This window comes from Pseudomonas sp. S06B 330 (genome assembly GCF_002845275.2).
Classification (GTDB): domain Bacteria; phylum Pseudomonadota; class Gammaproteobacteria; order Pseudomonadales; family Pseudomonadaceae; genus Aquipseudomonas.
Genome location: NZ_CP088149.1, coordinates 4,151,158 through 4,175,704 on the forward strand (window position 1 = coordinate 4,151,158; position 24,547 = coordinate 4,175,704).

Annotated in this window: 26 protein-coding genes; 2 read left to right on the forward strand and 24 right to left on the reverse strand. The window is 60.6% G+C overall.

What is annotated here, in order from left to right:
• Window positions 1-10: 10 nt before the first annotated feature.
• From ccmI to ccmA, 9 genes are read right to left on the reverse strand one after another with little or no spacing between them, the layout of a single operon-like run.
• Complete coding sequence (gene ccmI, locus CX511_RS18450; protein ID WP_045188985.1) at window positions 11-1,225, reverse strand: c-type cytochrome biogenesis protein CcmI; 1,215 nt, start codon at window positions 1,223-1,225, stop codon at window positions 11-13.
• Window positions 1,218-1,694, reverse strand: coding sequence for a cytochrome c-type biogenesis protein (locus CX511_RS18455; protein WP_045188987.1), 477 nt, complete (start codon window positions 1,692-1,694; stop codon window positions 1,218-1,220). Before CX511_RS18455 ends, ccmI begins: the two co-directional genes overlap by 8 nt.
• Window positions 1,691-2,227: a DsbE family thiol:disulfide interchange protein gene (locus tag CX511_RS18460; protein WP_045188989.1), complete on the reverse strand. Its 537-nt coding sequence runs from the start codon at window positions 2,225-2,227 to the stop codon at window positions 1,691-1,693. Before CX511_RS18460 ends, CX511_RS18455 begins: the two co-directional genes overlap by 4 nt.
• Window positions 2,224-4,197, reverse strand: a complete 1,974-nt coding sequence (locus CX511_RS18465) for a heme lyase CcmF/NrfE family subunit (RefSeq protein WP_177327823.1) — start codon at window positions 4,195-4,197, stop codon at window positions 2,224-2,226. The genes CX511_RS18460 and CX511_RS18465 overlap by 4 nt, the downstream gene beginning before the upstream one ends.
• An 11-nt stretch (window positions 4,198-4,208) precedes the next feature.
• On the reverse strand, window positions 4,209-4,664 hold the full coding sequence (gene ccmE / locus CX511_RS18470; protein WP_045188993.1) for a cytochrome c maturation protein CcmE: 456 nt from the start codon (window positions 4,662-4,664) through the stop codon (window positions 4,209-4,211).
• The gene (ccmD, locus tag CX511_RS18475; RefSeq protein ID WP_045188995.1) at window positions 4,661-4,837 is read right to left on the reverse strand and encodes a heme exporter protein CcmD; all 177 of its coding nucleotides are present in this window, start codon (window positions 4,835-4,837) and stop codon (window positions 4,661-4,663) included. Before ccmD ends, ccmE begins: the two co-directional genes overlap by 4 nt.
• Window positions 4,834-5,610 carry a heme ABC transporter permease gene (locus CX511_RS18480; protein WP_045188997.1) on the reverse strand — a complete coding sequence of 259 codons (777 nt, stop codon included), beginning with the start codon at window positions 5,608-5,610 and terminating at the stop codon, window positions 4,834-4,836. Before CX511_RS18480 ends, ccmD begins: the two co-directional genes overlap by 4 nt.
• Window positions 5,611-5,653: 43 nt before the next feature.
• Complete coding sequence (gene ccmB, locus CX511_RS18485; protein WP_028945462.1) at window positions 5,654-6,322, reverse strand: heme exporter protein CcmB; 669 nt, start codon at window positions 6,320-6,322, stop codon at window positions 5,654-5,656.
• On the reverse strand, window positions 6,319-6,951 hold the full coding sequence (ccmA, locus tag CX511_RS18490; protein ID WP_045188999.1) for a cytochrome c biogenesis heme-transporting ATPase CcmA: 633 nt from the start codon (window positions 6,949-6,951) through the stop codon (window positions 6,319-6,321). Before ccmA ends, ccmB begins: the two co-directional genes overlap by 4 nt.
• Before the next feature lie 164 nt (window positions 6,952-7,115).
• Here ccmA and fliK point away from each other — a divergent pair, with 164 nt between their 5' ends.
• Window positions 7,116-8,684: a flagellar hook-length control protein FliK gene (gene fliK / locus CX511_RS18495; protein ID WP_101293416.1), complete on the forward strand. Its 1,569-nt coding sequence runs from the start codon at window positions 7,116-7,118 to the stop codon at window positions 8,682-8,684.
• Complete coding sequence (locus tag CX511_RS18500; protein WP_101293417.1) at window positions 8,681-9,016, forward strand: EscU/YscU/HrcU family type III secretion system export apparatus switch protein; 336 nt, start codon at window positions 8,681-8,683, stop codon at window positions 9,014-9,016. Before fliK ends, CX511_RS18500 begins: the two co-directional genes overlap by 4 nt.
• A gap of 134 nt (window positions 9,017-9,150) precedes the next feature.
• Here CX511_RS18500 and CX511_RS18505 read toward each other — a convergent pair whose 3' ends face one another.
• The 15 genes from CX511_RS18505 to flhB form a co-directional block, all read right to left on the reverse strand.
• The gene (locus CX511_RS18505) at window positions 9,151-9,543 is read right to left on the reverse strand and encodes a DUF2802 domain-containing protein (RefSeq protein ID WP_045189005.1); all 393 of its coding nucleotides are present in this window, start codon (window positions 9,541-9,543) and stop codon (window positions 9,151-9,153) included.
• 1 nt (window position 9,544) lies between these two features.
• Window positions 9,545-10,024 carry a chemotaxis protein CheW gene (locus tag CX511_RS18510; RefSeq protein WP_028945467.1) on the reverse strand — a complete coding sequence of 160 codons (480 nt, stop codon included), beginning with the start codon at window positions 10,022-10,024 and terminating at the stop codon, window positions 9,545-9,547.
• Window positions 10,025-10,085: 61 nt separating this feature from the next.
• The gene (locus CX511_RS18515) at window positions 10,086-10,949 is read right to left on the reverse strand and encodes a CheW domain-containing protein (RefSeq protein ID WP_101293418.1); all 864 of its coding nucleotides are present in this window, start codon (window positions 10,947-10,949) and stop codon (window positions 10,086-10,088) included.
• Window positions 10,949-11,737: a ParA family protein gene (locus CX511_RS18520; RefSeq protein WP_045189009.1), complete on the reverse strand. Its 789-nt coding sequence runs from the start codon at window positions 11,735-11,737 to the stop codon at window positions 10,949-10,951. The genes CX511_RS18515 and CX511_RS18520 overlap by 1 nt, the downstream gene beginning before the upstream one ends.
• A gap of 45 nt (window positions 11,738-11,782) precedes the next feature.
• On the reverse strand, window positions 11,783-12,670 hold the full coding sequence (gene motD / locus CX511_RS18525) for a flagellar motor protein MotD (RefSeq protein WP_045189011.1): 888 nt from the start codon (window positions 12,668-12,670) through the stop codon (window positions 11,783-11,785).
• A 3-nt stretch (window positions 12,671-12,673) separates the two neighbouring features.
• Window positions 12,674-13,414, reverse strand: a complete 741-nt coding sequence (locus CX511_RS18530; RefSeq protein WP_045189014.1) for a flagellar motor protein — start codon at window positions 13,412-13,414, stop codon at window positions 12,674-12,676.
• Window positions 13,414-14,520, reverse strand: a complete 1,107-nt coding sequence (locus tag CX511_RS18535) for a protein-glutamate methylesterase/protein-glutamine glutaminase (RefSeq protein WP_045189016.1) — start codon at window positions 14,518-14,520, stop codon at window positions 13,414-13,416. Before CX511_RS18535 ends, CX511_RS18530 begins: the two co-directional genes overlap by 1 nt.
• A gap of 45 nt (window positions 14,521-14,565) precedes the next feature.
• On the reverse strand, window positions 14,566-16,743 hold the full coding sequence (locus CX511_RS18540; RefSeq protein WP_101293419.1) for a chemotaxis protein CheA: 2,178 nt from the start codon (window positions 16,741-16,743) through the stop codon (window positions 14,566-14,568).
• A 12-nt stretch (window positions 16,744-16,755) separates the two neighbouring features.
• Complete coding sequence (locus CX511_RS18545; RefSeq protein ID WP_045189019.1) at window positions 16,756-17,544, reverse strand: protein phosphatase CheZ; 789 nt, start codon at window positions 17,542-17,544, stop codon at window positions 16,756-16,758.
• A 19-nt stretch (window positions 17,545-17,563) separates the two neighbouring features.
• On the reverse strand, window positions 17,564-17,938 hold the full coding sequence (locus CX511_RS18550) for a chemotaxis response regulator CheY (RefSeq protein ID WP_036990294.1): 375 nt from the start codon (window positions 17,936-17,938) through the stop codon (window positions 17,564-17,566).
• A 104-nt stretch (window positions 17,939-18,042) separates the two neighbouring features.
• The gene (fliA, locus tag CX511_RS18555; RefSeq protein ID WP_045189022.1) at window positions 18,043-18,783 is read right to left on the reverse strand and encodes an RNA polymerase sigma factor FliA; all 741 of its coding nucleotides are present in this window, start codon (window positions 18,781-18,783) and stop codon (window positions 18,043-18,045) included.
• Window positions 18,780-19,613, reverse strand: coding sequence for a flagellar synthesis regulator FleN (fleN, locus tag CX511_RS18560; protein WP_038613333.1), 834 nt, complete (start codon window positions 19,611-19,613; stop codon window positions 18,780-18,782). The genes fliA and fleN overlap by 4 nt, the downstream gene beginning before the upstream one ends.
• A 119-nt stretch (window positions 19,614-19,732) precedes the next feature.
• On the reverse strand, window positions 19,733-21,040 hold the full coding sequence (flhF, locus tag CX511_RS18565; protein WP_045189023.1) for a flagellar biosynthesis GTPase FlhF: 1,308 nt from the start codon (window positions 21,038-21,040) through the stop codon (window positions 19,733-19,735).
• Window positions 21,041-21,051: 11 nt separating this feature from the next.
• Window positions 21,052-23,181: a flagellar biosynthesis protein FlhA gene (flhA, locus tag CX511_RS18570; RefSeq protein WP_045189027.1), complete on the reverse strand. Its 2,130-nt coding sequence runs from the start codon at window positions 23,179-23,181 to the stop codon at window positions 21,052-21,054.
• 232 nt (window positions 23,182-23,413) lie between these two features.
• Window positions 23,414-24,547 (reverse strand): flagellar biosynthesis protein FlhB, encoded by a 1,134-nt coding sequence (flhB, locus tag CX511_RS18575; RefSeq protein WP_101293420.1) that lies wholly within the window; start codon window positions 24,545-24,547, stop codon window positions 23,414-23,416.

The window sequence follows — 24,547 nt, forward strand, 5'->3', positions numbered from 1 at the left end:
AGTGATTCTCTTACTGGTCCGGGCTGTCGATGGTCAGGTGCTGCGCAGCGGTCGTGCTGCTGGCCAGCGGGCTGCTACGGCCAATCCATTCACCCTGGGTCGGTTGGCCAGCACGCGAAACACGTGCAACCAGTTGGACTTCGGCAAAGCTCGACAGTTTCATGCTCGGCATCATTGCATCGCTATCGCTGAGCTCGACATCAATCGGCAACTGCGCCACCGTCACCCGCTTGGCCGCCAAGGGCATGGGCGGGCCGGAACTGGCGCGAGCGAAGATGAACACCGTGTCGTCCGGCTTGACCTTGTCCTTGAGCGCAGCAGCGAGCTCAACCCGTACTTTCAGGCGTGGCCCTGCAACGACAGTCGGCGCTGGCGCCTGTTCAGAAGCGAGCTTGCCTTCGCCTGCCTTGAGTTTGTCCTGGGCACGGTCAATGCCACCCTGCAAGGCTGCGCGCGAAGCGTCGCCTTCAGGCAGTTGCAACAGCAGACGGTTCCAATAGTCGATGGCTTGCTGGTAGTGCTCGCTTTCGAAGGCGGCGATCCCCAGCAGGCCCAAGCTGGTGACTTCGTTAGGGTCAGCCTTGAGGGCCTCGTCGGTAAGGGCTTGCAGTTGCGCGGTCCACTGCTTGTTGTTAGCAAAGTACAGGGCCTGCGCCCACTGCCCGAGCAGCTCCGGCTGACGACCGGCCTGGTTCGCCGCACGCTCGAACACCTTGGCCGCATCGGCTGGTCGTTCCTGGGCCATGTAGGCTCGACCAAGGAAGTACAGGCCTTCGGCTGAGTCCGGTTGCGCCTCGACAGCACGTTCAAGACGGGTAGTCATCTCTTCCATGGACTGCGGCGCTGTAGCGAACTGCCGGGTCAACTCGACCTGTTCACTGGCACCAAAATGCAGGTACAGCCCCAGGCCCATCAGCGGCACCAGCACTGCAGCGAGCAGTGGCAATGGTTTACCCAGACGGGCCAGGCGCTGGGGCTCGGCGTTTTCAGTGTCGTCCAGCAGCTCACGGGCGGCTTCATCTCGGCCTTTGGCCAGCTGTGTCTCATCGAGCACACCGGCTGCCTGCTGGGCAGTCAGTTCAGCGACCCGCTCCTGGTACAGGGCAACGTTCAGCGCGGTACGGTCTTCTTCCAGTTGCGCACGACGGCCGCGCAACACCGGGATCAGCAGAAAGCTCAGGGCCACCAGCAACAGCAGGCCTGCAGAAAGCCAGAAATCAATCATGGGTCTGTTCTTTGTCCAGCAATTTGGCGAGGCGCTCACGCTCCTCAGGGGAAAGGTCGACAGGGCCACCAGCGCTCTGCGCCCGACGCTTGCGCACGATCAGCGCCAGCAGGCCGAAACCACCCACCAGCAACACGCCCGGGCCAAACCACAGCAACCAGGTTCGCGCCGTCAGCTCCGGCTTGTAGCGTACGAAATCACCGTAGCGATCGACCATGAAGTCGATGATCTGCTGATTGCTTTTGCCTTCGCCGAGCATGCGGAAGATTTCCCGGCGCAGGTCGGCGGCGATCGGTGCATTGGAGTCGGCGATGTCCTGGTTCTGACACTTGGGGCAACGCAGCTCTTTGGTCAGGTCGTGATAACGCTCACGCTCGGCGTCATCGGCGAACTGATAGGTGTCGATGGCCGCCTGGGTCACACCGGCCAGGCTCAATCCCAACACCGCCGCTACGAGCCAACGCTTCATAGTTTGGCCTCATCGACCAGGCCCTGATACAGCGGCGCCAGTTGCTCACGCCAGACCGTGGCATCGACCACACCGACGTGCTTGTAGCGAATAATGCCCTTGGCATCGATCAGGAAGGTCTCCGGCGCGCCATAGACCCCCAGGTTCAAGCCGAGGCTGCCCTGGTCGTCGCCAATGTTCAGCTGATAAGGGTTATGGAACTCGGCCAGCCACTTGATAGCTGCGGCGTTGTCATCCTTGTAGTTGACGCCATGAATGACTACGCCCTGCTCCGCCAGCTTGTTCAAGTACGGGTGCTCGACCTTGCACGACGGGCACCAGGTGGCCCAGACGTTGACCAGTGCAGGCTTGCCGATCAGGTCAGCCTGGGTCAGGGTCTTGCCGTCCTGCACCGACTTGAGCGAAAAGGCCGGGAATGGCTTGCCGATCATTGCCGATGGCAACTCGCTGGGGTCGAGGAACAGGCCGCGGTAGAGAAACACCGCCACCAGCAGAAACACTGCCAGCGGCAGCACCATGATCCAACGCTTCATGCAGTTGCTCCCGACATGCCCAGTACTTCACGCACACGGGCTTTGACCTTGACTCGATAACGTCCATCCATGGCCGCCAGCAGGCCGCCCAGGCCGGTCAACAGACCGCCCAGCCAGATCCAGCGCACGAAAGGTTTGACGTGCACGCGTACGGCCCAGGCGCCATTGTCCAGCGGCTCACCGAGGGCGACATAGAGATCACGGGTAAAACCGGCGTCAATACCGGCTTCCGTCATCATCGACTGCTGCACGGTATACAAGCGCTTTTCCGGATGCAGCACGCTGATCTCGCGACCATTTTCAACCACCCGCACTGTGCCCTTGTCAGAGGTGAAGTTCGGCCCTTCGAAGTGCTTTGCACCTTCAAAAATGAACTGGTAACCGGCCAGCTCAACCGCCTCGCCTGGCGCCAGGCGCAGGTCACGCTCTGCACTGTTGTTGCTCGACAGCACCACCCCCAAGGCACACACCGCCAGGCCCAGGTGCGCCACATGCATGCCCCAGTAACTGCGGTTGAGGCCGCGCAGCCCCTTGAACAGGCCCTTGTGGCGGGTTTTGTCGAGGATGTCACGTGCACCGGCCAGCACAATCCACGCGGCCAGAGCGAAGGTCGTCAGCACTTGCCAGTCGAAGTCATCGACCAGCAGTCCGCCGACCGGCGCCAGCACTGCACTGGCGATCAGTACTGGGGTCAGCATGCTCAGCAACCATTTGCTTGGCGTATCCTTCCAGCGCACCAGAACGCCGATGGCCATCACCACCATGAGCAAGGCCATCAGCGGAATGAACAAGGCATCGAAGTACGGCGGGCCGACCGACAGCTTGGCCCCGGTCAGCGCATCAAGGATCAACGGATACAGGGTGCCAAGCAGGATCATCGACGCGGCAACGACCAGCACGATGTTATTGGCCAACAGCAACGTTTCCCGCGACCACAGGGCAAAGCCGACCTGACTCTTGACCACCGGCGCGCGCAAGGCGAACAGGGTCAGCGAGCCGCCCACCACAAACAGCAGGAAGATCAGAATGAATACACCACGCTCCGGATCGGAGGCGAATGCGTGCACCGAAGTCAGCACCCCGGAACGAACCAGGAAGGTGCCCAGCAGGCTCAGGGAGAATGCGGCAATCGCCAGCAAGACGGTCCAGCTTTTGAACACGCCACGTTTTTCGGTAACGGCCAGCGAGTGGATCAGCGCCGTGCCTACCAGCCAGGGCATGAACGAGGCGTTTTCCACCGGATCCCAGAACCACCAGCCACCCCAGCCCAGTTCGTAGTATGCCCACCAAGAGCCGAGGGTGATGCCGATGCCCAGGAACGCCCAGGCAACCAAGGTCCACGGCCGCGACCAGCGCGCCCAGGCCGCATCCAGGCGACCGCCGAGCAAGGCGGCGATGGCGAAGGCGAAGGCCACCGAGAAACCTACGTAGCCCATGTACAGCATCGGCGGGTGCACGATCAGGCCAATGTCTTGTAGCAGTGGGTTGAGGTCGGCACCGTCGGTCGGCACCTGCGGCAGCAGCCGCTGGAACGGGTTGGAGGTAACAATCAGGAACGATAGGAAGCCGACGCTGATCATGCCCATCACCGCCAACACCCGGGCCAGCATCACCTGCGGCAGTTGTCGGGAGAAGATCGACACAGCGAAGGTCCAACCACCGAGGATCATCGCCCAGAGCAGCAGTGAGCCTTCGTGGGCGCCCCACACGGCGCTGAACTTGAAGTACCACGGCAAGGCGCTATTGGAGTTGTTGGCCACATAGGCGACCGAGAAGTTGTCGGTCATGAAGGCGTGGGTCAGGCAGGCAAAAGCGAAGGCCAAGAAGGCAAACTGCCCCCAGGCCGCAGGCCGGGCCAAGCTCATCCACAGGCTGTCACCGCGCCAGGCGCCAAGCAACGGCACCGTGGCTTGCACAGCGGCAAAGCAGATCGCCAGAATCATTGCCAACTGGCCGAGCTCAGGAATGATCAGTGCTGCGTTCATGGCTTGGCTCCCGCATCGGTGGCCACCTGGCCGCTTTCCTTGAGGGCCTTGGTCACCTCAGGCGGCATGTACTTCTCATCGTGTTTGGCCAACACTTCATCGGCCACCACCACGCCTTCGGCGTTGAGTTTGCCCAGAGCAACGATGCCCTGCCCTTCACGGAACAGGTCAGGAAGAATGCCACGGTAGGTGATCGGCACCGATTTGCTGAAGTCGGTCACCACAAAACGTACATCCAGCGAGTCGCCGGACCGCTGCAACGAGCCCTTCTCGACCATGCCGCCTGCGCGAATCCGGGTGTCGAGCGGCGCTTCGCCATTGGCGATCTGGGTCGGGGTATAGAACAGGTTAATGTTCTGCTGCAGGGCACTCAGGGCCAGGCCAACAGCGATGCCAACCCCGGCCAGCAGACCGAGGATGATGAACAGGCGCTTCTTGCGTTGCGGATTCACTGGTTGCTCTCCCGGCGCAGACGACGCGCCTCTTCTTGCAGGTAACGGCGCCGGGCCATCAAGGGCAAGGCAACGTTGACGGCCAGCACCAGCAGGCAAATGCCGTAGGCCGACCAGACGTACAGGCCGTGATGGCCCATGGCGAGAAAATCACTGAAAGAGGCAAAACTCATCGTGCCATCTCCCGACCCAGGCTATTCAATACCTCCTCCCTGACCCAACTGGCGCGCGCCTCGCGCTTGAGCACTTCAAGGCGCATGCGCAGCAACAGCACGGCACCGAAGAAACAGTAGAAACCCAGCACCGTCAGCAGCAGCGGCAGCCACATCTCTGCGGGCATCGCGGGTTTCTCGGTGAGGGTGAAGGTGGCCCCCTGGTGCAGGGTGTTCCACCACTCCACCGAATACTTGATGATCGGGATGTTGATTACGCCGACAATCGCCAGCACGGCGCAGGCCTTGGCCGCGCTCTCGCGATTGCTGATGGCCTGGCCCAACGCGATGAGCCCAAAGTACAGGAACAGCAGGATCAGCATCGACGTCAGGCGCGCATCCCAGACCCACCAGCTGCCCCAGGTCGGCTTACCCCAGATGGCCCCGGTGACCAGCGCTACTGCGGTCATCCAGGCGCCGATCGGTGCTGCACACTGCAAGGCCACGTCGGCAATCTTCATTTTCCACACCAGCCCGACCACCCCGGCCACGGCCAGCATCACGTAGCAGGACTGAGCGAGCATCGCGGCCGGCACGTGAATGTAGATGATCCGGAAGCTGTTGCCCTGCTGATAGTCCTGAGGCGCAAAGGCCAGCCCCCAGATCACGCCGATACCGATCAACAGGATCGCGGCCACCGTCAGCCACGGCAGCATGCGCCCGCTAATGGCATAGAACCACTTGGGCGAACCCAGTTTATGAAACCACGTCCAGCTGATTACGCTGCTTTTCATCACGGTACATCCAGGGTCTTTGCTGGGCAGGGCCCAGACCTCATTATTCGCCGACGCTGATCTTCAGGCCAGCCGCTATTGCAAAGGGTGCCAGAGTTACTGCCAGGGCGGTCAGGCTACCAAGCCAGAGCAGATAACCGGTCGCCGGCATAGCTTGCAATGCCGCCTGCAAGGCGCCACTGCCCAGGATCAATACCGGGATATATAACGGCAAAATCAGCAGCGCCAACAGCAGGCCGCCACGCTTCAAACCGACTGTCAGGGCCGCACCCACGGCGCCCAACAGGCTCAGCACCGGGGTGCCGAGCAACAACGATGCCAACAGTACCGGCAGACATGCCGCCGGCAAACCTAGCATCAGTGCCAGCAAGGGTGCCAACAATACCAGTGCCAGGCCGGAAAAGGCCCAGTGTGCCAGTACTTTTGCCAGCACCAGAAGAGGCAGGGGGTGCGACGAAAGGACCCACTGTTCCAGTGAGCCATCCTCGAAATCACTGCGGAAAAGCCCGTCCAGCGAGAGTAAAACCGACAAAAGGGCGGCTACCCAGACCAGCCCCGGAGACAAGGTTTGCAACAATTGAGTCTCAGGACCGACCGCCAGTGGGAACAAGGCGATGACGATGGCGAAGAATACCAGCGGGTTGGCCAGTTCCGCCGGACGGCGACACAACAGACGCGCTTCGCGACGCAACAACAGGACAAAGACACTCATGCGGCCCATTGCCCCAAGTTCAGTTCACGGTAACCGGACGGCTTGCGCTCCAGCGTGTGGTGGGTGGTGAGCACGACCATCCCGCCCTGCTCGCAATGTGCTGCCAGGTGCGCCTCAAGCTGGGCCACGCCCTGCTTGTCGAGGGCGGTAAAGGGCTCATCGAGAATCCATAGCGGTGGGCAGTCCAGGTACAGGCGGGCCAAGGCCACGCGGCGCTGCTGGCCGGCCGACAGGGTATGACAGGGCACATCTTCGAAACCGCGCAGGCCAACCGCCTCCAGGGCCTTCCAGATCGCAGCAGGCTCGGCGGGTGTATGCAAAGCACACAGCCACGCCAGGTTCTCTTCGGGGCTGAGCAGGTCTTTGATACCCGCGGCATGACCAATCCAGAGCAGAATCCGCGCCAATTCATTGCGTTGTTCTGCCAGGGGTTTGCCGTCGAGGCGAATCTGCCCGGCGGTCGGGCTCATGAGGCCGGCCAGAAGGCGTAGCAAGCTGGTCTTGCCGCTGCCGTTGGGGCCACTGATCTGCAGCATGTCGCCTGCAGCCAGGTGCAATTGGAGGTTTTCGAACAGCATTCGCCAGTCGCGCTCGCAGGCCAGGCCCACGGCTTCCAGATGAGGGGTCACAGTTTCGCCTTATGCTTGGGATGCCTGTCTCAAGTCGGTCCCGGCCCTGCCGTTATACTGGCAGTGGGAGATACAGCCCGGCCGCTCTGATCGCGAAAGATCGGGCGGCATTATACATGTGATGTCCTACTGCAAAGAGGGCTATTTCAACAGGTTGCCAGCGGATGACAGGTGAAATAAACAACCTTGGCGCGCAGATTCCAACCGCCCCTCAGTCGCGCTCGGCGATGACCGGCGAACTGCTGCGCCTGCTACAGCCACAACAGGCCCTGCTGGCCCCTGGCGAAACCGCCAAGGCCGAAGTGCTGGCACTGCGTCAAGTCGGCCAGGATTTTCAGATGCTGCTCAAGCTGACCCAAGAAAACGGCAAGCAGACCAACGTTCAGGCCAGCAGCAACCAACCGCTGGCCCAAGGTAGCCAACTGGCAGTGAGCCAGAGCAATAGCTCGAATCTGACTATTACGGTGCAACAGGCTATCGCCAACAATGTGGCCAGCCTGACTCGTATCGATACCCGCGAATTGCCCATCGGCACCTTGCTGCAAGGCAAGGTCCTGACCAGTCAGGCGTTGCCCCAGACGGCAGGCCAGCTGGCCCAGTACCGTTCACTGGTGACGCTACTGGCGGGCCCAAAAGCGGGTGCCACCTTGACCATCGACAGCCCTCGCCCACTGCCCGTGGGTAGCTTGCTCAGCGCGCGAGTCCAAGGTGATCAGTCGTTAGCGTTCGTGCCGTTGAGCGGGCGCCAGGACCAACTGGCCATCGCCCAGCAGTTGAGCAGCCAGCAAAGTCGCCAAGCGTCCTTGCAAGGCCTGCTCAGCGCCTTGCAACAGCTGCGTGACAGCAATACGTCGCCCAACGAACAGCGCGCCACGGTAGACAAGCTGCTGTCCAGCCTGCCGGACGTGCGTCAGCTCAGCGACCCCAAAGGCGTCGCTCAGGCCCTGAGCAACAGCGGAGCCTTCCTTGAGGCCAAGCTGCTCGCTGGCCTCCCTGCCAACCTTGCCCCCGACTTCAAGGCTCAGGTTGTGCGACTGGTGGCGCAGCTAATGCCAGGGTTGCCGAGTAACGCTCAGTTCAACCCGGCCGCGGCAGCCAGCACCCTGGCGCAGGTGATGCCTGGCATGGTTCGCAATGCCCTCGGCATGCTCGGCCAAGTCAGTCCACGTCCGCACCCCGGCGGTTTCCCCCTGCCCTTACGGCTGCTGCAAAGCCAGGACGGCGAAGGCGATCTGGAACATCTGCTGCGCCTGGCCGCTGCAGCCATTTCGCGCCTGCAGAGCCATCAGCTGGCTAGCCTCGAACAAACCGGCACCACCGCTGATGGCAACCTGCAGACCACCTGGCAGTTGGAGATCCCTCTGCGTACTGGGCAAGACTTCATGCCTCTGCAAGTGAAACTGCAACGCGAAGAAACCCCGGAACAGCAAGAAGATCCAGAGCGCGAACATCGCGATCCGCTGGAAATGCTTTGGCGAATCGAGCTGTCTTTCGACTTGCACCCGCTGGGGCCATTGCAGGTGCAGGCGCAGATCAGCCAGGGAGCACTGTCGAGTCAACTGTGGGCTGAGTTACCCAGTACCGCGCAGCTGATCGAAAGTCAGCTGAGTAACTTGCGCGAACGCTTGTTGGCGCGTGGCTTGAACGTGATGGAGCTGCATTGCCACCACGGTACGCCGCCACAAGGACCACGTACCCGTGTTGAGCAACGCTGGGTGGATGAAACTGCATGATCGAGAAAAACCCGCGCCAGGCCATTGCCCTGAGCTATGACGGCCAACAGGCGCCGACACTGAGCGCCAAAGGTGACGATGAACTGGCCGAAGCCATCCTCGCCATTGCCCGCGAACATGAAGTGCCAATCTACGAGAACCCCGAACTGGTGCGCCTGCTGGCGCGCATGGAACTGGGCGAACGGATCCCTGAAGCACTGTACTTGACCATTGCTGAGATCATTGCCTTTGCCTGGCAGCTCAAGGGCAAGGTGCCAGTTGGATTTGTCGATGAGGGGCCACAGGAACGGGACATCACGCCAGCAGAACTGCGCCTGCCAGGGGTCAATTAAAAAGGCTCTTCACGGATTGTCGGGGAAAGATCCCGCTTTGCGGTCGATCGTCGGCAACCTCGGCTCCCACCGGGCCGAGTTTCACTGGACCATTGTGGAAGCCGGCGTTGCCGGCGGTAAGCACGCCGAAGAGCTCAGTTGCGGTGCACTTTGCTCATCAACTCGGCCTCAGCCTGGGTCAAACCACACGACTGGGTCAGTTCATCGACGCTCGCGCCCATGCCAACCAACCGCGCCGCCTGGGCGAACGACAGGCTGTTGGGGTCACGCTGCTCCAGTTGCAGTAGCTTGTCCGGCAAGGGCGCCACCGTCGCACGCAACTCATGCAGGGCCTCACCCATGCTCACGGTGCCATTCTGGTAGTCGTCCAGACGTTTGGCCAAGTCTTTGATGCGCTGGTCTCGCAACGCATCGCCCTGGGCCTGCTGAGCGGCCAGCTCGCGCTGGCGCTTGCTGTAGTTCAGGAAGAACCACAGGCTAAGCGCCCAGAGCAACGCCAGAAATATGACTGCAACCTCTAGGATCAACTCAGATGTTCTCCAGCTCGGACCACTCTTCCTCGGTCATCATCTTGTCCAGTTCGACCAGGATCAGCAGTTCGTTGTTCTTGTTGCACACGCCCTGAATGAACTTGGCCGACTCTTCGTTGCCGACATTTGGCGCGGTCTCGATTTCCGACTGGCGCAGGTAAACCACTTCGGCAACGCTGTCGACCAGGATGCCGACCACTTGCTTGTCAGCCTCGATGATGACGATGCGGCTGTTATCGGTAATCTCACTCGACATCAGGCCGAAGCGCTGGCGGGTATCGATCACAGTCACCACGTTGCCACGCAGGTTGATGATACCCAGCACATAGCTCGGAGCACCCGGAACCGGAGCAATTTCGGTGTAGCGCAGCACTTCCTGCACCTGCATCACATTGATGCCGTAGGACTCATTGTCCAGTTTGAAGGTTACCCACTGCAGGATCGGATCTTCGGAACCTTGTGCAGACGACTTTTTCATTCCCCTATCCCTCAAAAACCGCCTTTGGCGGAGTGCTCAGTGCAGTCGCAGGCGCGACCGATTATTTATCCTTGGCGTGCAGTTGCTTGACCGCACCACTGGCGATCAACTCGGCCAGTTCGGCAACGTCCAGCAGCGCGCACATGTGTTCGATGACTGTGCCAGCCAGCCAGGGACGCTGGCCACGCTGGCTGCGCCATTTGATCTCGTTGGGGTCCAGGCGCAGCGAACGGCTGACTTGATGCACCGCCAGGCCCCATTCGTAACCCTGGACCGAAATGACATACTGCAACCCCTGACGAAAATCCTCGCGGTAGCGGTCGGGCATGACCCAGCGTGCAGTATCCAGCACTTTCAGGTTGCCGCTCTGACTTGGCAGGATGCCCAAAAACCAGTCTGGCTGACCAAACAGCGGCGTCAGCTCGTGACCGGCCAGCGAGTAGATCGAACCCAGGCATACCAGCGGCACGGCCAGGGTCAAACCGGCGACGTCGAACAGCAAGCATTCGAAAGGCTCGGCAGCCCAGGCGGGGCGTCCGTCGACCGTTGCCGGTGGCACTGGCAGGTTAGGTGCCGGCGGCAAGTGAACTTCCACCAGCGGCTCGACCGGAGCTGCTAGCTCGGCAGTTATTTCAACACTGACCGGCTCAGGCTCGGCCGGGGCTGCTACCGGCAACACTGTCGGGAGCACCATGGGTGCAGGCTCGGCGAAGGGCAACGGCGCAACCGGGACAACTACCGGTTTGCGCTGATGACTCACCTGGGCATCACGTGCCTGCTCCTCAAGCACCGCGGCCCGGAACTCATCGATTTCAACCGACGGCTCAACGTGCTCAAGCTCCTCGGTGGCCTCATGCAACAAGCCATCGAGGTACGACTGCAGGGCCAGTTGCGGGCCAGTAGCCAGCTTTTGCGGACGATTCATCAGGCCACCTGCTGGGCGGTGTTTTGCGTCAACAGGTGCTTGAGCAGCGCCCGGTAAGCCACGACCCCGCGGCTCTTGCCATCAAACTGCGATGGCGTCAGCCCGGCCCGGCTGGCGTCACGCAGACGGGTATCAACCGGGATGTAACCCTGCCAGATATTCTCTGGATAAGCATCGCGCAGCACCCGCAAAGTCCCCATGGAGGCCTGGGTGCGACGGTCGAACAGCGTTGGAACGATGTGATAAGGCAAGGCCTGCTTGCGCGATCGATTGACCATGGCCAGGGTACTGACCATGCGCTCCAGGCCCTTGACCGCCAGAAATTCGGTTTGCACCGGGATGACCAACTGCTGGCTGGCCGCCAGCGCGTTGACCATCAACACGCCGAGCAACGGCGGGCTGTCGATAATGGCGTAGTCGAAATCCTGCCACAGCTGCGCCAGAGACTTGGCGATCACCAAGCCCAGGCCGCTCTGCCCTGGCGACTGACGCTCCAGCACAGCCAACGCGGTGCTGGAGGGCAACAGGGATATTTTTTCGTCGCTGGTTGGTAGCAACAGTTGTCCCGGCAGGCCCTCTGGGACAGTGCCCTTGTGCAGAAACAGGTCGTAGCAGCTGTGCTCCAGCGTGTCCGGGTTGTGGCCGAAGTAGCTGGTCATCGACCCATGCGGGTCGAGGTCGACCACGACCACGCGCTTACCCGCCTCGGCCAGCAAGCCGGCCAGGGCGATGGACGTGGTGGTCTTACCGACGCCACCTTTTTGATTGGCTACTGCCCAAACTCTCATTACGTTGCTTCCTCCTGGTACAGCCAACGGCCCTACCAGGAACGGTTATAGGTTCGGTGACGGAGGATTGACGCGATTGCCCCCCACCGTCGGTGGTACCGCTGGCGGTGCAGTTTGTGTGCCAGCCCGCTGCAATGCCGCATCGGGTGTGGCATTGGCGCTGCCAGTACCGGTCAGGCTACGGCGCACTTCAAGGTTACGGGAGATCACCAGCACCACCCGGCGGTTACGTGCCCGGCCTTCGGCGGTGTCATTGCCGGCGATAGGCTGAAATTCGCCATAGCCCACCGAAGCCATGCGCGCCGGGTTGACCCCTTCCATGGCCAATAGACGGACAATACTGGCAGCGCGCGCCGAGGACAGCTCCCAGTTGGTCGGGTATTGCGCGGTCCGGATCGGCAGGTCGTCAGTGAAGCCTTCGACATGCACCGGGTTGGCGAAGGGCTTGAGGATCTTCGCGACCTTTTCGATGATGTTGAACGCGACATCGCTGGGCATGGCATCACCGCTGCCAAACAACAACGAGGAATTGAGTTCGATCTCGACCCACAACTCGTTGCCACGCACGGTCATCTGATCGGACTTGATCAAATCGCCAAAGGCGTCACGCACGTCATCAGTGATGGTTTTCAAGGGGTCACTGTTGGTCTGCGCCAGACCGGCGTCCACCTGCTCACTGTCCTTGATCAGCGGTTCAGCGGGCTTCACGGTCAGCGGGCGCTCTTCGCCGATAGGGATCGGCCGCACGCTCTTCTCGGGGTCGTTGAATACCCCAATCAATGCCTGCGAGAGGATCTTGTACTTGCCCTCGTTGACCGAGGAAATCGAATACATGACCACGAAGAAGGCAAACAGCAAGGTGATGAAGTCCGCGTAAGACACCAGCCAGCGTTCGTGGTTTTCATGTTCTTCAGGTTGTCTGCGCCGCGCCATGTGTTACTCCATGAAGCCCTGAAGCTTCAGCTCGATCGAGCGCGGGTTCTCGCCTTCGGCAATCGACAGCAACCCTTCCAGCAGCATTTCCCGGTAGCGCGATTGACGCATGGCCAGGGCTTTGAGCTTGTTGGCAATCGGCAGCAGGATCAGGTTGGCACTGGCCACCCCGTAGATAGTAGCGACGAAGGCCACGGCAATACCGTTACCCAATTGCGAAGGGTCGGCAAGGTTGCCCATAACATGAATCAGGCCCATTACCGCACCAATGATACCGATGGTCGGCGCGTAGCCGCCCATGCACTCGAACACCTTGGCGGCCTGGATATCACGGCTTTCCTGGGTGTAGAAGTCCACTTCGAGGATGCTGCGAATAGCCTCTGGCTCAGCGCCATCGACCAGCAGTTGCAGGCCCTTGCGCGCGTAAGGGTCGGGCTCGGCATCGGCCACACCTTCCAGGCCTAACAGGCCTTCCTTGCGCGCCGTCAGGCTCCAGTTGACCACGCGATCGATGCCGCCGGCCAGGTCGATGCGTGGTGGGAAAAGAATCCAGCGCACGATCTGCAAGGCGCGCTTGAAGGCACTCATGGGTGACTGCAGCAACGCCGCAGCCAGGGTGCCACCGAGCACGATCAGGGCCGCAGGGCCGTTGATCAGTGCGGACAGGTGGCCGCCTTCCAGGTAATTGCCGCCGACGATGGCGACAAAGGCCAGAATTATCCCGATCAGGCTCAAGACATCCATCAGACGCAGGCCTCGACCAGGTGCTTGCCGATCTCGTCCAGGCTATAGACCGCGTCTGCCAGGTTGGCCTTGACGATGGCCATGGGCATGCCATAGATCACGCAGCTGGCTTCATCCTGGGCCCACACCGTGCTGCCACCCTGCTTGAGCAGGCGTGCGCCTTCACGACCATCAGCCCCCATGCCGGTGAGCACCACCGACAGCACCTTGTCGCCATAGGACTTGGCCGCCGAGCCGAAGGTGATATCCACACACGGCTTGTAGTTAAGGCGCTCGTCGCCCGGGAGGATCTTCACTGCACCGCGACCGTCGACCATCATCTGTTTGCCACCCGGGGCCAACAGGGCCAGGCCAGGGCGCAGGATGTCCCCGTCCTCGGCTTCCTTGACGCTGATCTTGCACAGCTTGTCCAGGCGTTCGGCAAAGGCTTTGGTAAACGCTGCTGGCATGTGCTGGATCAACACGATCGGTGCCGGGAAATTAGCTGGCAGCTGCGTCAACACCCGTTGCAGCGCGACCGGACCACCAGTGGAGGTGCCAATAGCCACCAGCTTATACGGCTTGCGCTTGGGCGCTGGCGAGGCAACCGCTGCTGCACGTACCGGTGCCGCTGCACGCGGTGCCGGGCTGCTGCCCAGGCTACTGACACTTGGCTGGGCATGGGGAGTCGGCTGCGGCGCCGGCGCGGCATAGCTGCTCAGGCGACGGTTGCTGCGGGAAATGGTATGGACCTTTTCACACAGCAGTTGCTTGACCTTATCCGGGTTACGCGAAATATCTTCAAAGTTTTTCGGCAGGTAATCGACCGCACCGGCATCCAGGGCGTCGAGGGTCACTCGTGCGCCTTCATGGGTCAGCGAGGAGAACATCAACACCGGCGTCGGGCAGCGCTGCATGATGTGCCGTACAGCGGTGATGCCATCCATCATGGGCATTTCGTAGTCCATGGTGATGACATCGGGCTTGAGCGCCAGTGCCTGGTCGATCGCTTCCTTGCCGTTGGTCGCGGTGCCCACGACCTGGATAGTCGGGTCCGCTGAAAGAATTTCCGAGACACGGCGGCGGAAGAAACCAGAATCATCCACCACCAGGACCTTGACTGCCATAAACACTCCATTACGGGGCGCGGCGTGCGGGCCGCGCCACCAGAATCAAATACGCCGGGCGGCGTAACGCTTGAGCATGCTCGGTACGTCGAGGATCAGCGCGATGCGCCCGTCACCGGTAATGGTGGCGCCCGACATGCCTGGCGTGCCCTGGAGCATCTTGCCCAGCGGCTTGATGACCACTTCTTCCTGACCCACCAGTTGATCGACGACAAAGCCGATGCGTTGGGTGCCGACCGAAAGGATCACCACGTGGCCTTCGCGCTGCTCTTCATGAGCGGCGGAACTGACCAGCCAGCGTTTGAGGTAGAACAGCGGCAAGGCTTTATCGCGAACGATGACCACCTCCTGACCGTCGACGACATTGGTGCGCGACAGGTCCAGGTGGAAGATCTCGTTGACGTTGACCAGCGGGAAGGCAAACGCCTGATTGCCGAGCATGACCATAAGCGTCGGCATGATCGCCAGGGTCAACGGCACCTTGATGACGATCTTCGACCCCAGGCCCTTGGTCGAATAGATATTGATCGAGCCATTGAGCTGGGAAATCTTGGTTTTCACCACGTCCATGCCCACGCCACGCCCAGAGACGTCGGAGATCTCGGTTTTGGTCGAGAAACCCGGGGCGAAGATCAGGTTGTAGCATTCACTTTCGCTCAGACGGTCGGCAGCGTCCTTGTCCATCACCCCGCGCTTGACCGCGATGGCGCGCAGGACATCGGCGTCCATCCCCTTCCCATCATCAGAAATCGACAGCAGGATGTGATCACCCTCCTGCTCGGCCGACAGTACTACCTTACCGCTGCGGGACTTGCCCGTCGCTTCGCGCTCTTGCGGGGTTTCAATGCCGTGGTCGACAGCGTTACGCACCAAGTGCACCAACGGGTCAGCCAGGGCCTCAACGAGGTTCTTGTCGAGGTCGGTTTCTTCGCCGACCAGCTCCAGGTTGATTTCTTTCTTCAACTGCCGAGCCAAGTCGCGAACCAACCGAGGGAAACGCCCGAAGACTTTCTTGATCGGCTGCATGCGGGTTTTCATCACCGCGGTCTGCAGATCGGCGGTGACCACGTCGAGGTTCGACACCGCCTTGGACATGGCTTCGTCGCCACTGTTCAGGCCCAGGCGGACCAGGCGGTTACGCACCAGCACCAGCTCGCCGACCATGTTCATGATCTCGTCCAGGCGTGCGGTATCGACGCGCACGGTGGTTTCCGTTTCGCTGGCCGGGTGTTTTTCTGCAGGCGCAGCAGCCTGACGCGCAGGTGCTGCAGCCTTGGCCGGAGCAGCCGCAGGCTTGGCCACCACAGGCGCCGGAGCAGGTGCGGGCTTGGCGGCGACTGCAGCGGCTGGAGCGGCGGCAGTGGCCACGCTGTCCGGGGCGAATTTGCCCTTGCCATGCAGCTCATCGAGCAGCGCTTCAAATTCATGCTCAGAGATGTGATCGCCTGAAGCAGCAGGTGCCGCTTGCACCACGTCTGCAGCCGGCAACGCATCAACGGCAAAGTTGCCCTTGCCATGCAACTGATCGAGCAGTGCCTCGAACTCATCATCCGTGATTTCGTCACCAGCAGCTGGTGCCACGGGTGCCACGGGCGCGGGAGCACTGACGCTGTCGGGGGCGAACTGACCTTTACCGTGCAACTGATCAAGCAGCGATTCGAATTCAGCGTCAGTGATTTCGTCGCTGGCCTCGGCGGGAGCTTGCACCTGTGCTTCAGCTTCGGCCTTGACCGCATTGAGCGAGTCAAGCAGTTGCTCGAATTCGGTGTCGGTAATGTCTGCCTCAGGCGCCTGTTCCTGCACCGGCTCAGGCGCGGGGGCCGGTTCGGCAGCCGCAGGCTCAGCCAGACGCGACAAGGCTGCCAGCAGCTCAGGCGTGGCCGGGGTGATATCACTGCGTTCGCGCACCTGGCCGAACATGCTGTTGACCGTGTCCAGTGCTTCCAGGACCACGTCCATCAGCTCGGCATCAACGCGCCGCTCACCCTTGCGCAGGATGTCGAAGACGTTTTCGGCGATGTGGCAGCACTCCACCAGCTCGTTGAGCTGGAGGAAGCCGGCGCCCCCTTTTACAGTGTGAAAACCGCGAAAGATCGCATTGAGCAGATCGGCATCATCCGGACGGCTTTCCAGCTCGACCAGTTGCTCGGACAGTTGCTCAAGAATCTCGCCGGCTTCTACCAGAAAATCCTGAAGGATTTCTTCATCGGCGCCGAAGCTCATTAAACGTGCTCCCTAAAAACCCAGACTGGACAGCAGATCGTCGACATCGTCCTGACCGGACACAACGTCTTCACGCTTATCGGCATGAATCTGCGGACCTTCACCCCGAGTTGGATGTTTTTCTTGATCTTTTTCAGCGCGCAACTGCTGGTGGTCATGTTCGATACCGGCAAAACGGTCGACTTGACTGGCCATCAGCACGAGCTTGAGCAGATTGCTTTCTACTTCGGTGACCAGTGCCGTAACACGTTTGATCACCTGACCGGTCAGGTCCTGATAGTCCTGAGCCAGCAAAATATCATTGAGGTGGCCGGCGACCTTGCGGTTGCCTTCCTCGCTGCGCGTGAGAAAACTGTCGACGCGTTTGGCCAGTTCGCGAAACTCCGGCGCGGCCACTTCGCGGCGCATGAAGCGCTGCCAATCGACGCTCAGTGCCTGAGCTTCGTCGCTCAGCTCATTGAGTACCGGTGTGCTGGCTTCAACCAGATCCATAGTCCGGTTGGCCGCCCCTTCCGTCAGCTTGACCACATAGGACAGGCGTTCGGTGGCGTCAGTGATCTGTGAGACCTCTTCGGCCTGAGGCATTTGCGGATCGATCTGGAAGCTGACGATCGCACTGTGCAACTCACGCGTGAGCTTACCCACTTCCTGGTACAGGCCACGGTCACGGGTCTGGTTCAGCTGATGGATCAGTTGCACTGCGTCGCCGAATTTGCCCCGCTCGAGACTGTCGACCAGTTCGTGGGCATGCTTCTTCAGTGTTGACTCGAAGCCGTCCAACGATGAATGTGTTTGCTCCATAGTGCCCCCGTGGCGTGTCTTAGCTATTGACGCGCTCGAAGATCTTCTCGATCTTTTCTTTCAGCACTTGCGCCGTGAACGGCTTGACCACATAGCCGTTAACCCCGGCCTGGGCTGCTTCAATGATCTGTTCACGCTTGGCTTCAGCCGTCACCATCAACACCGGCAGGTGCTTGAGACGCTCGTCAGCACGTACTTTGCGCAGCAGGTCGATACCGGACATGCCAGGCATGTTCCAGTCGGTCACGAGAAAGTCGAAATGGCCGCTTTCGAGCATTGGCAGTGCGGTGTTGCCGTCGTCAGCCTCCTGGGTATTAGTGAAGCCCAGGTCACGCAGCAAGTTCTTGATGATCCGCCGCATCGTCGAAAAATCGTCGACGATGAGGATTTTCATGTCTTTGTTCAATTAGACCTCCAAGCAGTCTTTAACGCGCTCAGCGCTGAACGCGCATTCAATCAATTCGGGCACTACATTTCACGACTGCATTGAACCTGCGTTCAACGCGCCCGCCATTCCCCCAGGCGACTGCGCAAACGCGCCGCGCACTGGCTATGCAACTGGCTGACACGCGACTCGCTGACACCCAGCACCTCACCGATTTCCTTGAGGTTCAGCTCTTCGTCGTAGTACAGCGCCAATACCAGGCGCTCACGTTCGGGCAGGTTGGCGATGGCATCGGCCAGGGCTGCCTGAAAACGCTCGTCTTCCAGGTCGCGCGAAGGCTCGAGCTGGGCACTGGCGCCATCCTCGTGCAGGCCTTCATGTTCGCCGTCCTGCAACAGGTCGTCGAAACTGAACAGGCGGCTGCCCAGGGTGTCATTCAAAATCCCGTAGTAATCATCGAGACTCAATTGGAGTTCGGCAGCAACCTCGTGATCTTTAGCGTCACGGCCGGTTTTTGCTTCAATTGCCCGAATCGCGTCACTGACCATGCGGGTATTGCGGTGAACCGAACGTGGTGCCCAGTCCCCTTTGCGTACTTCGTCAAGCATTGCCCCGCGGATCCGGATACCGGCGTAGGTCTCGAAACTGGCACCCTTGCTCGCGTCGTACTTGTTGGCAACTTCGAGCAGGCCGATCATGCCGGCCTGGATCAGGTCTTCCACCTGCACACTGGCCGGCAAACGCGCCAGCAAGTGATAGGCGATACGTTTGACCAGCGGCGCATAGCGCTCGATCAACTCGTACTGACCATCGCGAGAAGCCTTGCTGTACATCCGATAACCGCTGGCGTTCATAGCACCGGACCTGCACTCGTCGGCTGCACCAGGCGCTCGACAAAAAACTCCAGATGACCCCGCGGGTTGGCAGGCAACGGCCAGGTATCGACCTTCTGAGCAATGGCCTTGAACGCCAGCGCGCACTTGGAACGCGGAAAGGCTTCATAGACTGCTCGTTGCTTCTGCACTGCCTTGCGCACACATTCGTCGTAAGGCACGGCGCCAACGTATTGTAGGGCCACGTCCAGGAAGCGATCTGTGACCTTGGTCAACTTGGCGAACAGGTTGCGCCCTTCCTGAGGGCTTTGCGCCATGTTGGCCAGGACCCGGAAGCGGTTCATGCCGTAGTCACGGTTGAGCAGTTTGATCAGGGCGTAAGCGTCGGTGATCGAGGTGGGCTCATCGCACACCACCAGCAACACCTCCTGGGCGGCGCGGACAAAACTGACGACCGAGTCACCGATACCGGCAGCGGTATCGATCACCAGCACATCGAGGTTGTCACCAATTTCGCTGAATGCCTGGATCAAGCCTGCGTGTTGAGCAGGCGCCAGATGCACCATGCTCTGCGTGCCGGACGCGGCAGGCACAATGCGCACCCCGCCCGGCCCCTGCAGCAGCACATCGCGCAGCTCGCAGCGCCCCTCAATGACGTCAGCCAGGGTGCGCTTGGGCGTCAGGCCGAGCAATACGTCGACATTGGCCAGGCCCAGGTCGGCGTCCAGCAGCATGACCCGACGGCCAAGCTCTGCCAGCGCCAATGACAGGTTCACCGACACATTGGTCTTGCCGACGCCACCTTTGCCGCCAGTTACGGCGATCACCTGTACGGGATGCATGCTACCCATGTTTGTTCATTACCTTGTCTTGCTTAGACCGAGGCCACATGACCGGCTGCGCTTTCAACACCTGAAAAATGCCTGGCAGTCCATCAATGCAGATACTTTGCAACGTCTTCACAATCACCTCAGCCGACACGCTTGCCGGGACTGTGGTAGAGATCAGCGAACATATCGGCCATCGCCTCTTCGCTGGGCTCGTCCTGCATCTGCACACTGACCGCGCGACTGACCAATTGGTGGCGGCGCGGCAGGTGCAAATCGTCAGGAATGCGCGGCCCATCGGTAAGATAGGCCACTGGCAATTCGTGACTGATGGCCAGGCTCAGGACTTCACCGAGGCTGGCCGTTTCATCAAGCTTGGTCAGGATGCACCCGGCCAGCCCGCAGCGCTTGTAGCTGTGATAGGCGGCGGTGAGCACCTGCTTCTGGCTGGTGGTTGCCAGCACCAGATAATTTTTAGACGCAATACCGCGTCCGGCAAGGGTCTCCAGCTGCATGCGCAGGGCTGGATCACTGGCCTGCAGGCCGGCGGTATCGATCAGGACCACGCGCTTGCGCAGCAACGGCTCAAGGGCCTGGGCCAGCGACTGCCCCGGATCCACATGAGTAACCGACACATTGAGGATCCGCCCCAAGGTCTTGAGCTGCTCCTGGGCACCGATACGGAAACTGTCCATGCTCACCAGCGCCAGGTTCTGCGCGCCGTACTTGAGCACATAACGCGCCGCCAATTTGGCCAGGGTGGTGGTCTTGCCCATGCCGGCCGGACCGACCATGGCAATGACACCGCCTTCCTCGATCGGTTCGACTTCCGGCACATCAATTCTGCGTGCCAGGTGCGCCAACAGCATGCGCCAGGCATGACGCGGCTCTTCGATGCCGCTGATCTGCTCCAGCAGCTCATGCGCCAGCGGGCCGGACAGACCAATACGCTGCAGGCGCCGCCAAAGGTTGGCCTTCTGTGGTTGATTGCCCTGCAACTGGCTCCAGGCCAACGAGCCGAGCTGGACTTCAAGCAGTTCGCGCAGCCCGGTAAGCTCCGAGCGCATGGCATCGAACAGGCGCGGGTCCACCGGCGCGGCGGCCGGGGCCGGCGTGACGGGTGCCTCGACAGGCGTCTCGACCAGCGGCTCCGAGGCGGTCAGCGGCAAACCGGCAAACAGTTGGCGGTTACCGTCTTCACTTTCGCTGCGACTGCTGAGCTCGGCCTGGGCGGTGACGATGCGCGACTGGGTCTTGCGCAATTCATCTTCGAGCTCGACATTCGGAACCCGTGGCGCCAGGGCGGACAGCTTGTAGTCCAGCGCCGCCGTCAGCTCGACACCGCCAGCAATCCGTCGGTTGCCGATGATGGCGGCATCAGCCCCCAGCTCATCTCGAACCAGCTTCATGGCCTGACGCATATCGGCGGCGAAAAAACGCTTAACTTGCATAACCCACTACCTCAGCCGTTGGGGCCTACTGTGGCAACGATGGTAACTTGCTTGTTGTCAGGTATTTCCTGATACGCCAAAACATGCAAATTCGGTACAGCCAGGCGACCGAAGCGCGACAGCATTGCCCGCACCGGTCCTGCGACCAGCAGGATCGCCGGTTGCCCTTGCATCTCTTGACGCTGGGCAGCCTCGATCAACGAACGCTGAAGCTTTTCGGCCATGCTCGGCTCAAGAAGAACACCGTCTTCCTGACCCTGCCCGGCCCTTTGCAGACTATTGAGCAAAATCTGTTCCAACCTTGGCTCAAGGGTGATCACAGGCAGCTCAGACTCAACGCCGACAATGCTTTGCACGATAGCGCGACACAATCCGACGCGCACCACGGCCACCAGCGCGGCGGTATCTTGACTCTTGGCGGCATTGTTGGCGATAGCCTCGGCAATACTGCGAATATCACGCACCGGTACCTGTTCGGCAAGCAATGCCTGCAGGACCTTGAGCAGCCCCGACAAGGAAATGACACCTGGCACCAGCTCTTCAGCAAGCTTGGGTGAGGCCTTGGCCAGCACCTGAAGCAATTGCTGGACTTCCTCGTGACCAATCAGCTCATGACAGTGCTTGTGCAGGATCTGGTTCAAGTGGGTGGCAACCACGGTACTGGCATCGACCACGGTGTAGCCCAGCGACTGCGCCTGGCTGCGTTGATTGACATCGATCCACACCGCTTCCAGACCAAAGGCCGGGTCGCGGGCGGCAATCCCGCTGAGGGTGCCAAACACCTGCCCGGGGTTGATCGCCAGTTCGCGATCCGGGTAGATCTCGGCCTCGGCCAGGATCACCCCCATCAGGGTCAGGCGATAGGCGCTAGGCGCCAGGTCGAGGTTGTCACGGATATGCACGGTAGGCATGAGAAAGCCCAGATCCTGGGAGAGCTTCTTGCGCACCCCCTTGATCCGCGCCAGCAACTGCCCACCCTGATTGCGGTCGACCAGCGGAATCAGCCGGTAGCCAACCTCCAGACCGATCATGTCGATCGGCGTAACGTCGTCCCAGCCCAGCTCTTTGGTTTCCATGGCGCGCTGCGGCGAAGGCAGCAGGTCTTGCTGGCGCTGCACCTCTTCCTGGACCTTGAGCTTGGCTTGATGCTGCTTGCGCCACACCAGGTAGGCACCGCCGCCAGCAAGCAGGCCCAGACTGAGGAAAGCGAAGTGCGGCATACCCGGCACCAGGCCCATGACGATCATGATGCCCGCCGACACCCCCAACGCCTTGGGCGAATCGAACATCTGCCGATTGATCTGGTTCCCCATGTCCTCGGAGCCGGAAGCACGGGTCACCATGATCGCCGCGGCGGTGGACAGCAGCAGGGATGGCAATTGCGCCACCAAACCGTCACCAATGGTCAGCAAGGCATAGACCTTACCGGCATCACCGAAGGTCATGCCGTGCTGGAACATACCGACCAGCATGCCGCCGATCAAGTTGATGAAGAGGATCAACAGACCGGCGATGGCATCACCGCGCACAAACTTGCTGGCACCGTCCATCGAACCGTAGAACTCGGCCTCCTGGGCCACCTCCGAACGTCGCGCCTTGGCCTGGGCCTGATCGATCAGGCCGGCATTGAGGTCGGCGTCGATCGCCATCTGCTTGCCGGGCATCGCATCGAGGGTGAAGCGCGCACTCACCTCGGAAATACGCCCGGCACCCTTGGTCACTACCACGAAGTTAATGATCATCAGAATCGCGAACACCACGATACCGACCACATAGTTACCGCCGATCACCACCTCACCGAAGGCCTGGATCACCTTACCGGCAGCCGCGTGGCCATCGTGACCGTGGAGCATGACCACGCGCGTGGAGGCCACGTTCAAGGCCAGACGCAGCAGCGTTGCCACCAGTAGGATGGTCGGGAATGCGGCAAAATCAAGGGGGCGCAAGGCGTAGACGCAGACCAGCAAGACGACGATCGACAAGGCGATGTTGAAGGTGAACAGCACGTCGAGCAGAAACGGCGGGATCGGCAACATCATCATTGCCAGCATCACCAGCAGCAACAGCGGCACACCCAGATTACCCCGGCCTAACCCGGCCAGGTTGTTACGGGCACTGTTGATTAACTGAGAGCGATCCACCGGTATTCCTCGTCTAGCTCAAGCAAAACTTTGACGCGTTTGACGCGCGCAGCGCTGCCTTTGCAAGAAGCCTTCCAACTTTGAGAAATGGTGAACACAATAGCATTCGTAGTTGCTGCCGCCAGGCTGCGATCGGGCGCGCAGCGGCCGTCAGTGACGACCGTCTCGGTGCTTGGATGGCGACTGCTGCGCAGCCGATCGCAGCCTGGCGGCAGCGGCTACAGGACAGCTCTTAAGAACGCTGCAGGTCCGGCGGAATCGGCAGATCCTTTAGCGGTTCCGGTGGCTTGCCCTTGCCTGCCCGGTACTGACGAATCTGGAAGACGTAGGCCAGCACCTGAGCCACCGCCAGGTACAGCCCGGCCGGAATCTCTTCTTCAAGCTCGGTGGAGTAGTAGATCGAGCGCGCCAGCGCCGGGGATTCAAGCACTTGGATCTTGTGCTCGTTGCCGATCTCACGAATCTTCAAGGCAATGAAATCAACACCCTTGGCCAACAGTAACGGCGCAGCACCTTTTTCCGGGTCGTATTTTAGCGCCACGGCATAGTGCGTCGGGTTGGTAATGATCACGTCAGCCTCGGGAATCGCCGCCATCATCCGCCGCTGCGACGCTTCACGCTGGAGCTGGCGGATGCGCTGTTTGACCTCTGGCTTACCTTCACTGTCTTTGTATTCGTCGCGCACTTCCTGCTTGGTCATCAACATTTTTTTGTGCGTCTGCCATAGCTGGATCGGCACGTCCGCCGCGGCAATCAGCAGCAAGCCTGCCGCCATCCACAAGGCGCTCCAACCCACCACCTGAACACAGTGGATGATGGCCTGATCCAACGGCTCATTGGCAATTGCCAGCAAGTCATCACGGTCAGCCGAGAGTACGACCAGGGCAATGATCAAAATCACAAAGAATTTGGCCAACGCCTTGAGCAACTCGGATAAGGCATTGACCGAGAACATCCGCTTAATCCCGGCAAACGGATTCATGCGACTGAACTTGGGCTGCAACAGGCTGCCGGAGAATAGAAAACCACCTAGGGCTACCGGCCCAATGACCGACGCGACCAGCAATACCAGCAACACCGGCTGGATAGTGATCAGTGCAGTTTTACCTGCAGCCATGAGAAAAATACCCATGAACCGCTCATCCGTGATCACTTCGCGCGACAACATAAAGTTGCTGCGCATCAGCTCCATCAAGGCCTGAGCCATACCACCACCAAACGCCAACAGCGCCCCCGCCCCCGCCAGGGTCACGGTCACCGTATTGAGCTCTTTGGAGCGCGCAATCTCGCCCTTTTCCCGCGCGTCTTTTTTGCGCTTGTCGGTGGGGTCTTCTGTTTTGTCCTGACCGCTTTCGCTCTCTGCCAT

Excerpts from the sequence above, each read along its gene's own strand:
- ccmI (WP_045188985.1), bottom strand. The coding sequence starts at position 1,225 with ATGATTGATTTCTGGCTTTCTGCAGGCCTGCTGTTGCTGGTGGCCCTG.
- CX511_RS18455 (WP_045188987.1), bottom strand. The coding sequence starts at position 1,694 with ATGAAGCGTTGGCTCGTAGCGGCGGTGTTGGGATTGAGCCTGGCCGGT.
- CX511_RS18460 (WP_045188989.1), bottom strand. The coding sequence starts at position 2,227 with ATGAAGCGTTGGATCATGGTGCTGCCGCTGGCAGTGTTTCTGCTGGTG.
- ccmD (WP_045188995.1), bottom strand. The coding sequence starts at position 4,837 with ATGAGTTTTGCCTCTTTCAGTGATTTTCTCGCCATGGGCCATCACGGC.
- CX511_RS18480 (WP_045188997.1), bottom strand. The coding sequence starts at position 5,610 with ATGAAAAGCAGCGTAATCAGCTGGACGTGGTTTCATAAACTGGGTTCG.
- ccmB (WP_028945462.1), bottom strand. The coding sequence starts at position 6,322 with ATGAGTGTCTTTGTCCTGTTGTTGCGTCGCGAAGCGCGTCTGTTGTGT.
- fliK (WP_101293416.1), top strand. The coding sequence starts at position 7,116 with ATGACAGGTGAAATAAACAACCTTGGCGCGCAGATTCCAACCGCCCCT.
- CX511_RS18500 (WP_101293417.1), top strand. The coding sequence starts at position 8,681 with ATGATCGAGAAAAACCCGCGCCAGGCCATTGCCCTGAGCTATGACGGC.
- CX511_RS18510 (WP_028945467.1), bottom strand. The coding sequence starts at position 10,024 with ATGAAAAAGTCGTCTGCACAAGGTTCCGAAGATCCGATCCTGCAGTGG.
- CX511_RS18515 (WP_101293418.1), bottom strand. The coding sequence starts at position 10,949 with ATGAATCGTCCGCAAAAGCTGGCTACTGGCCCGCAACTGGCCCTGCAG.
- CX511_RS18520 (WP_045189009.1), bottom strand. The coding sequence starts at position 11,737 with ATGAGAGTTTGGGCAGTAGCCAATCAAAAAGGTGGCGTCGGTAAGACC.
- motD (WP_045189011.1), bottom strand. The coding sequence starts at position 12,670 with ATGGCGCGGCGCAGACAACCTGAAGAACATGAAAACCACGAACGCTGG.
- CX511_RS18530 (WP_045189014.1), bottom strand. The coding sequence starts at position 13,414 with ATGGATGTCTTGAGCCTGATCGGGATAATTCTGGCCTTTGTCGCCATC.
- CX511_RS18535 (WP_045189016.1), bottom strand. The coding sequence starts at position 14,520 with ATGGCAGTCAAGGTCCTGGTGGTGGATGATTCTGGTTTCTTCCGCCGC.
- CX511_RS18540 (WP_101293419.1), bottom strand. The coding sequence starts at position 16,743 with ATGAGCTTCGGCGCCGATGAAGAAATCCTTCAGGATTTTCTGGTAGAA.
- CX511_RS18545 (WP_045189019.1), bottom strand. The coding sequence starts at position 17,544 with ATGGAGCAAACACATTCATCGTTGGACGGCTTCGAGTCAACACTGAAG.
- CX511_RS18550 (WP_036990294.1), bottom strand. The coding sequence starts at position 17,938 with ATGAAAATCCTCATCGTCGACGATTTTTCGACGATGCGGCGGATCATC.
- fliA (WP_045189022.1), bottom strand. The coding sequence starts at position 18,783 with ATGAACGCCAGCGGTTATCGGATGTACAGCAAGGCTTCTCGCGATGGT.
- fleN (WP_038613333.1), bottom strand. The coding sequence starts at position 19,613 with ATGGGTAGCATGCATCCCGTACAGGTGATCGCCGTAACTGGCGGCAAA.
- flhF (WP_045189023.1), bottom strand. The coding sequence starts at position 21,040 with ATGCAAGTTAAGCGTTTTTTCGCCGCCGATATGCGTCAGGCCATGAAG.
- flhB (WP_101293420.1), bottom strand. The coding sequence starts at position 24,547 with ATGGCAGAGAGCGAAAGCGGTCAGGACAAAACAGAAGACCCCACCGAC.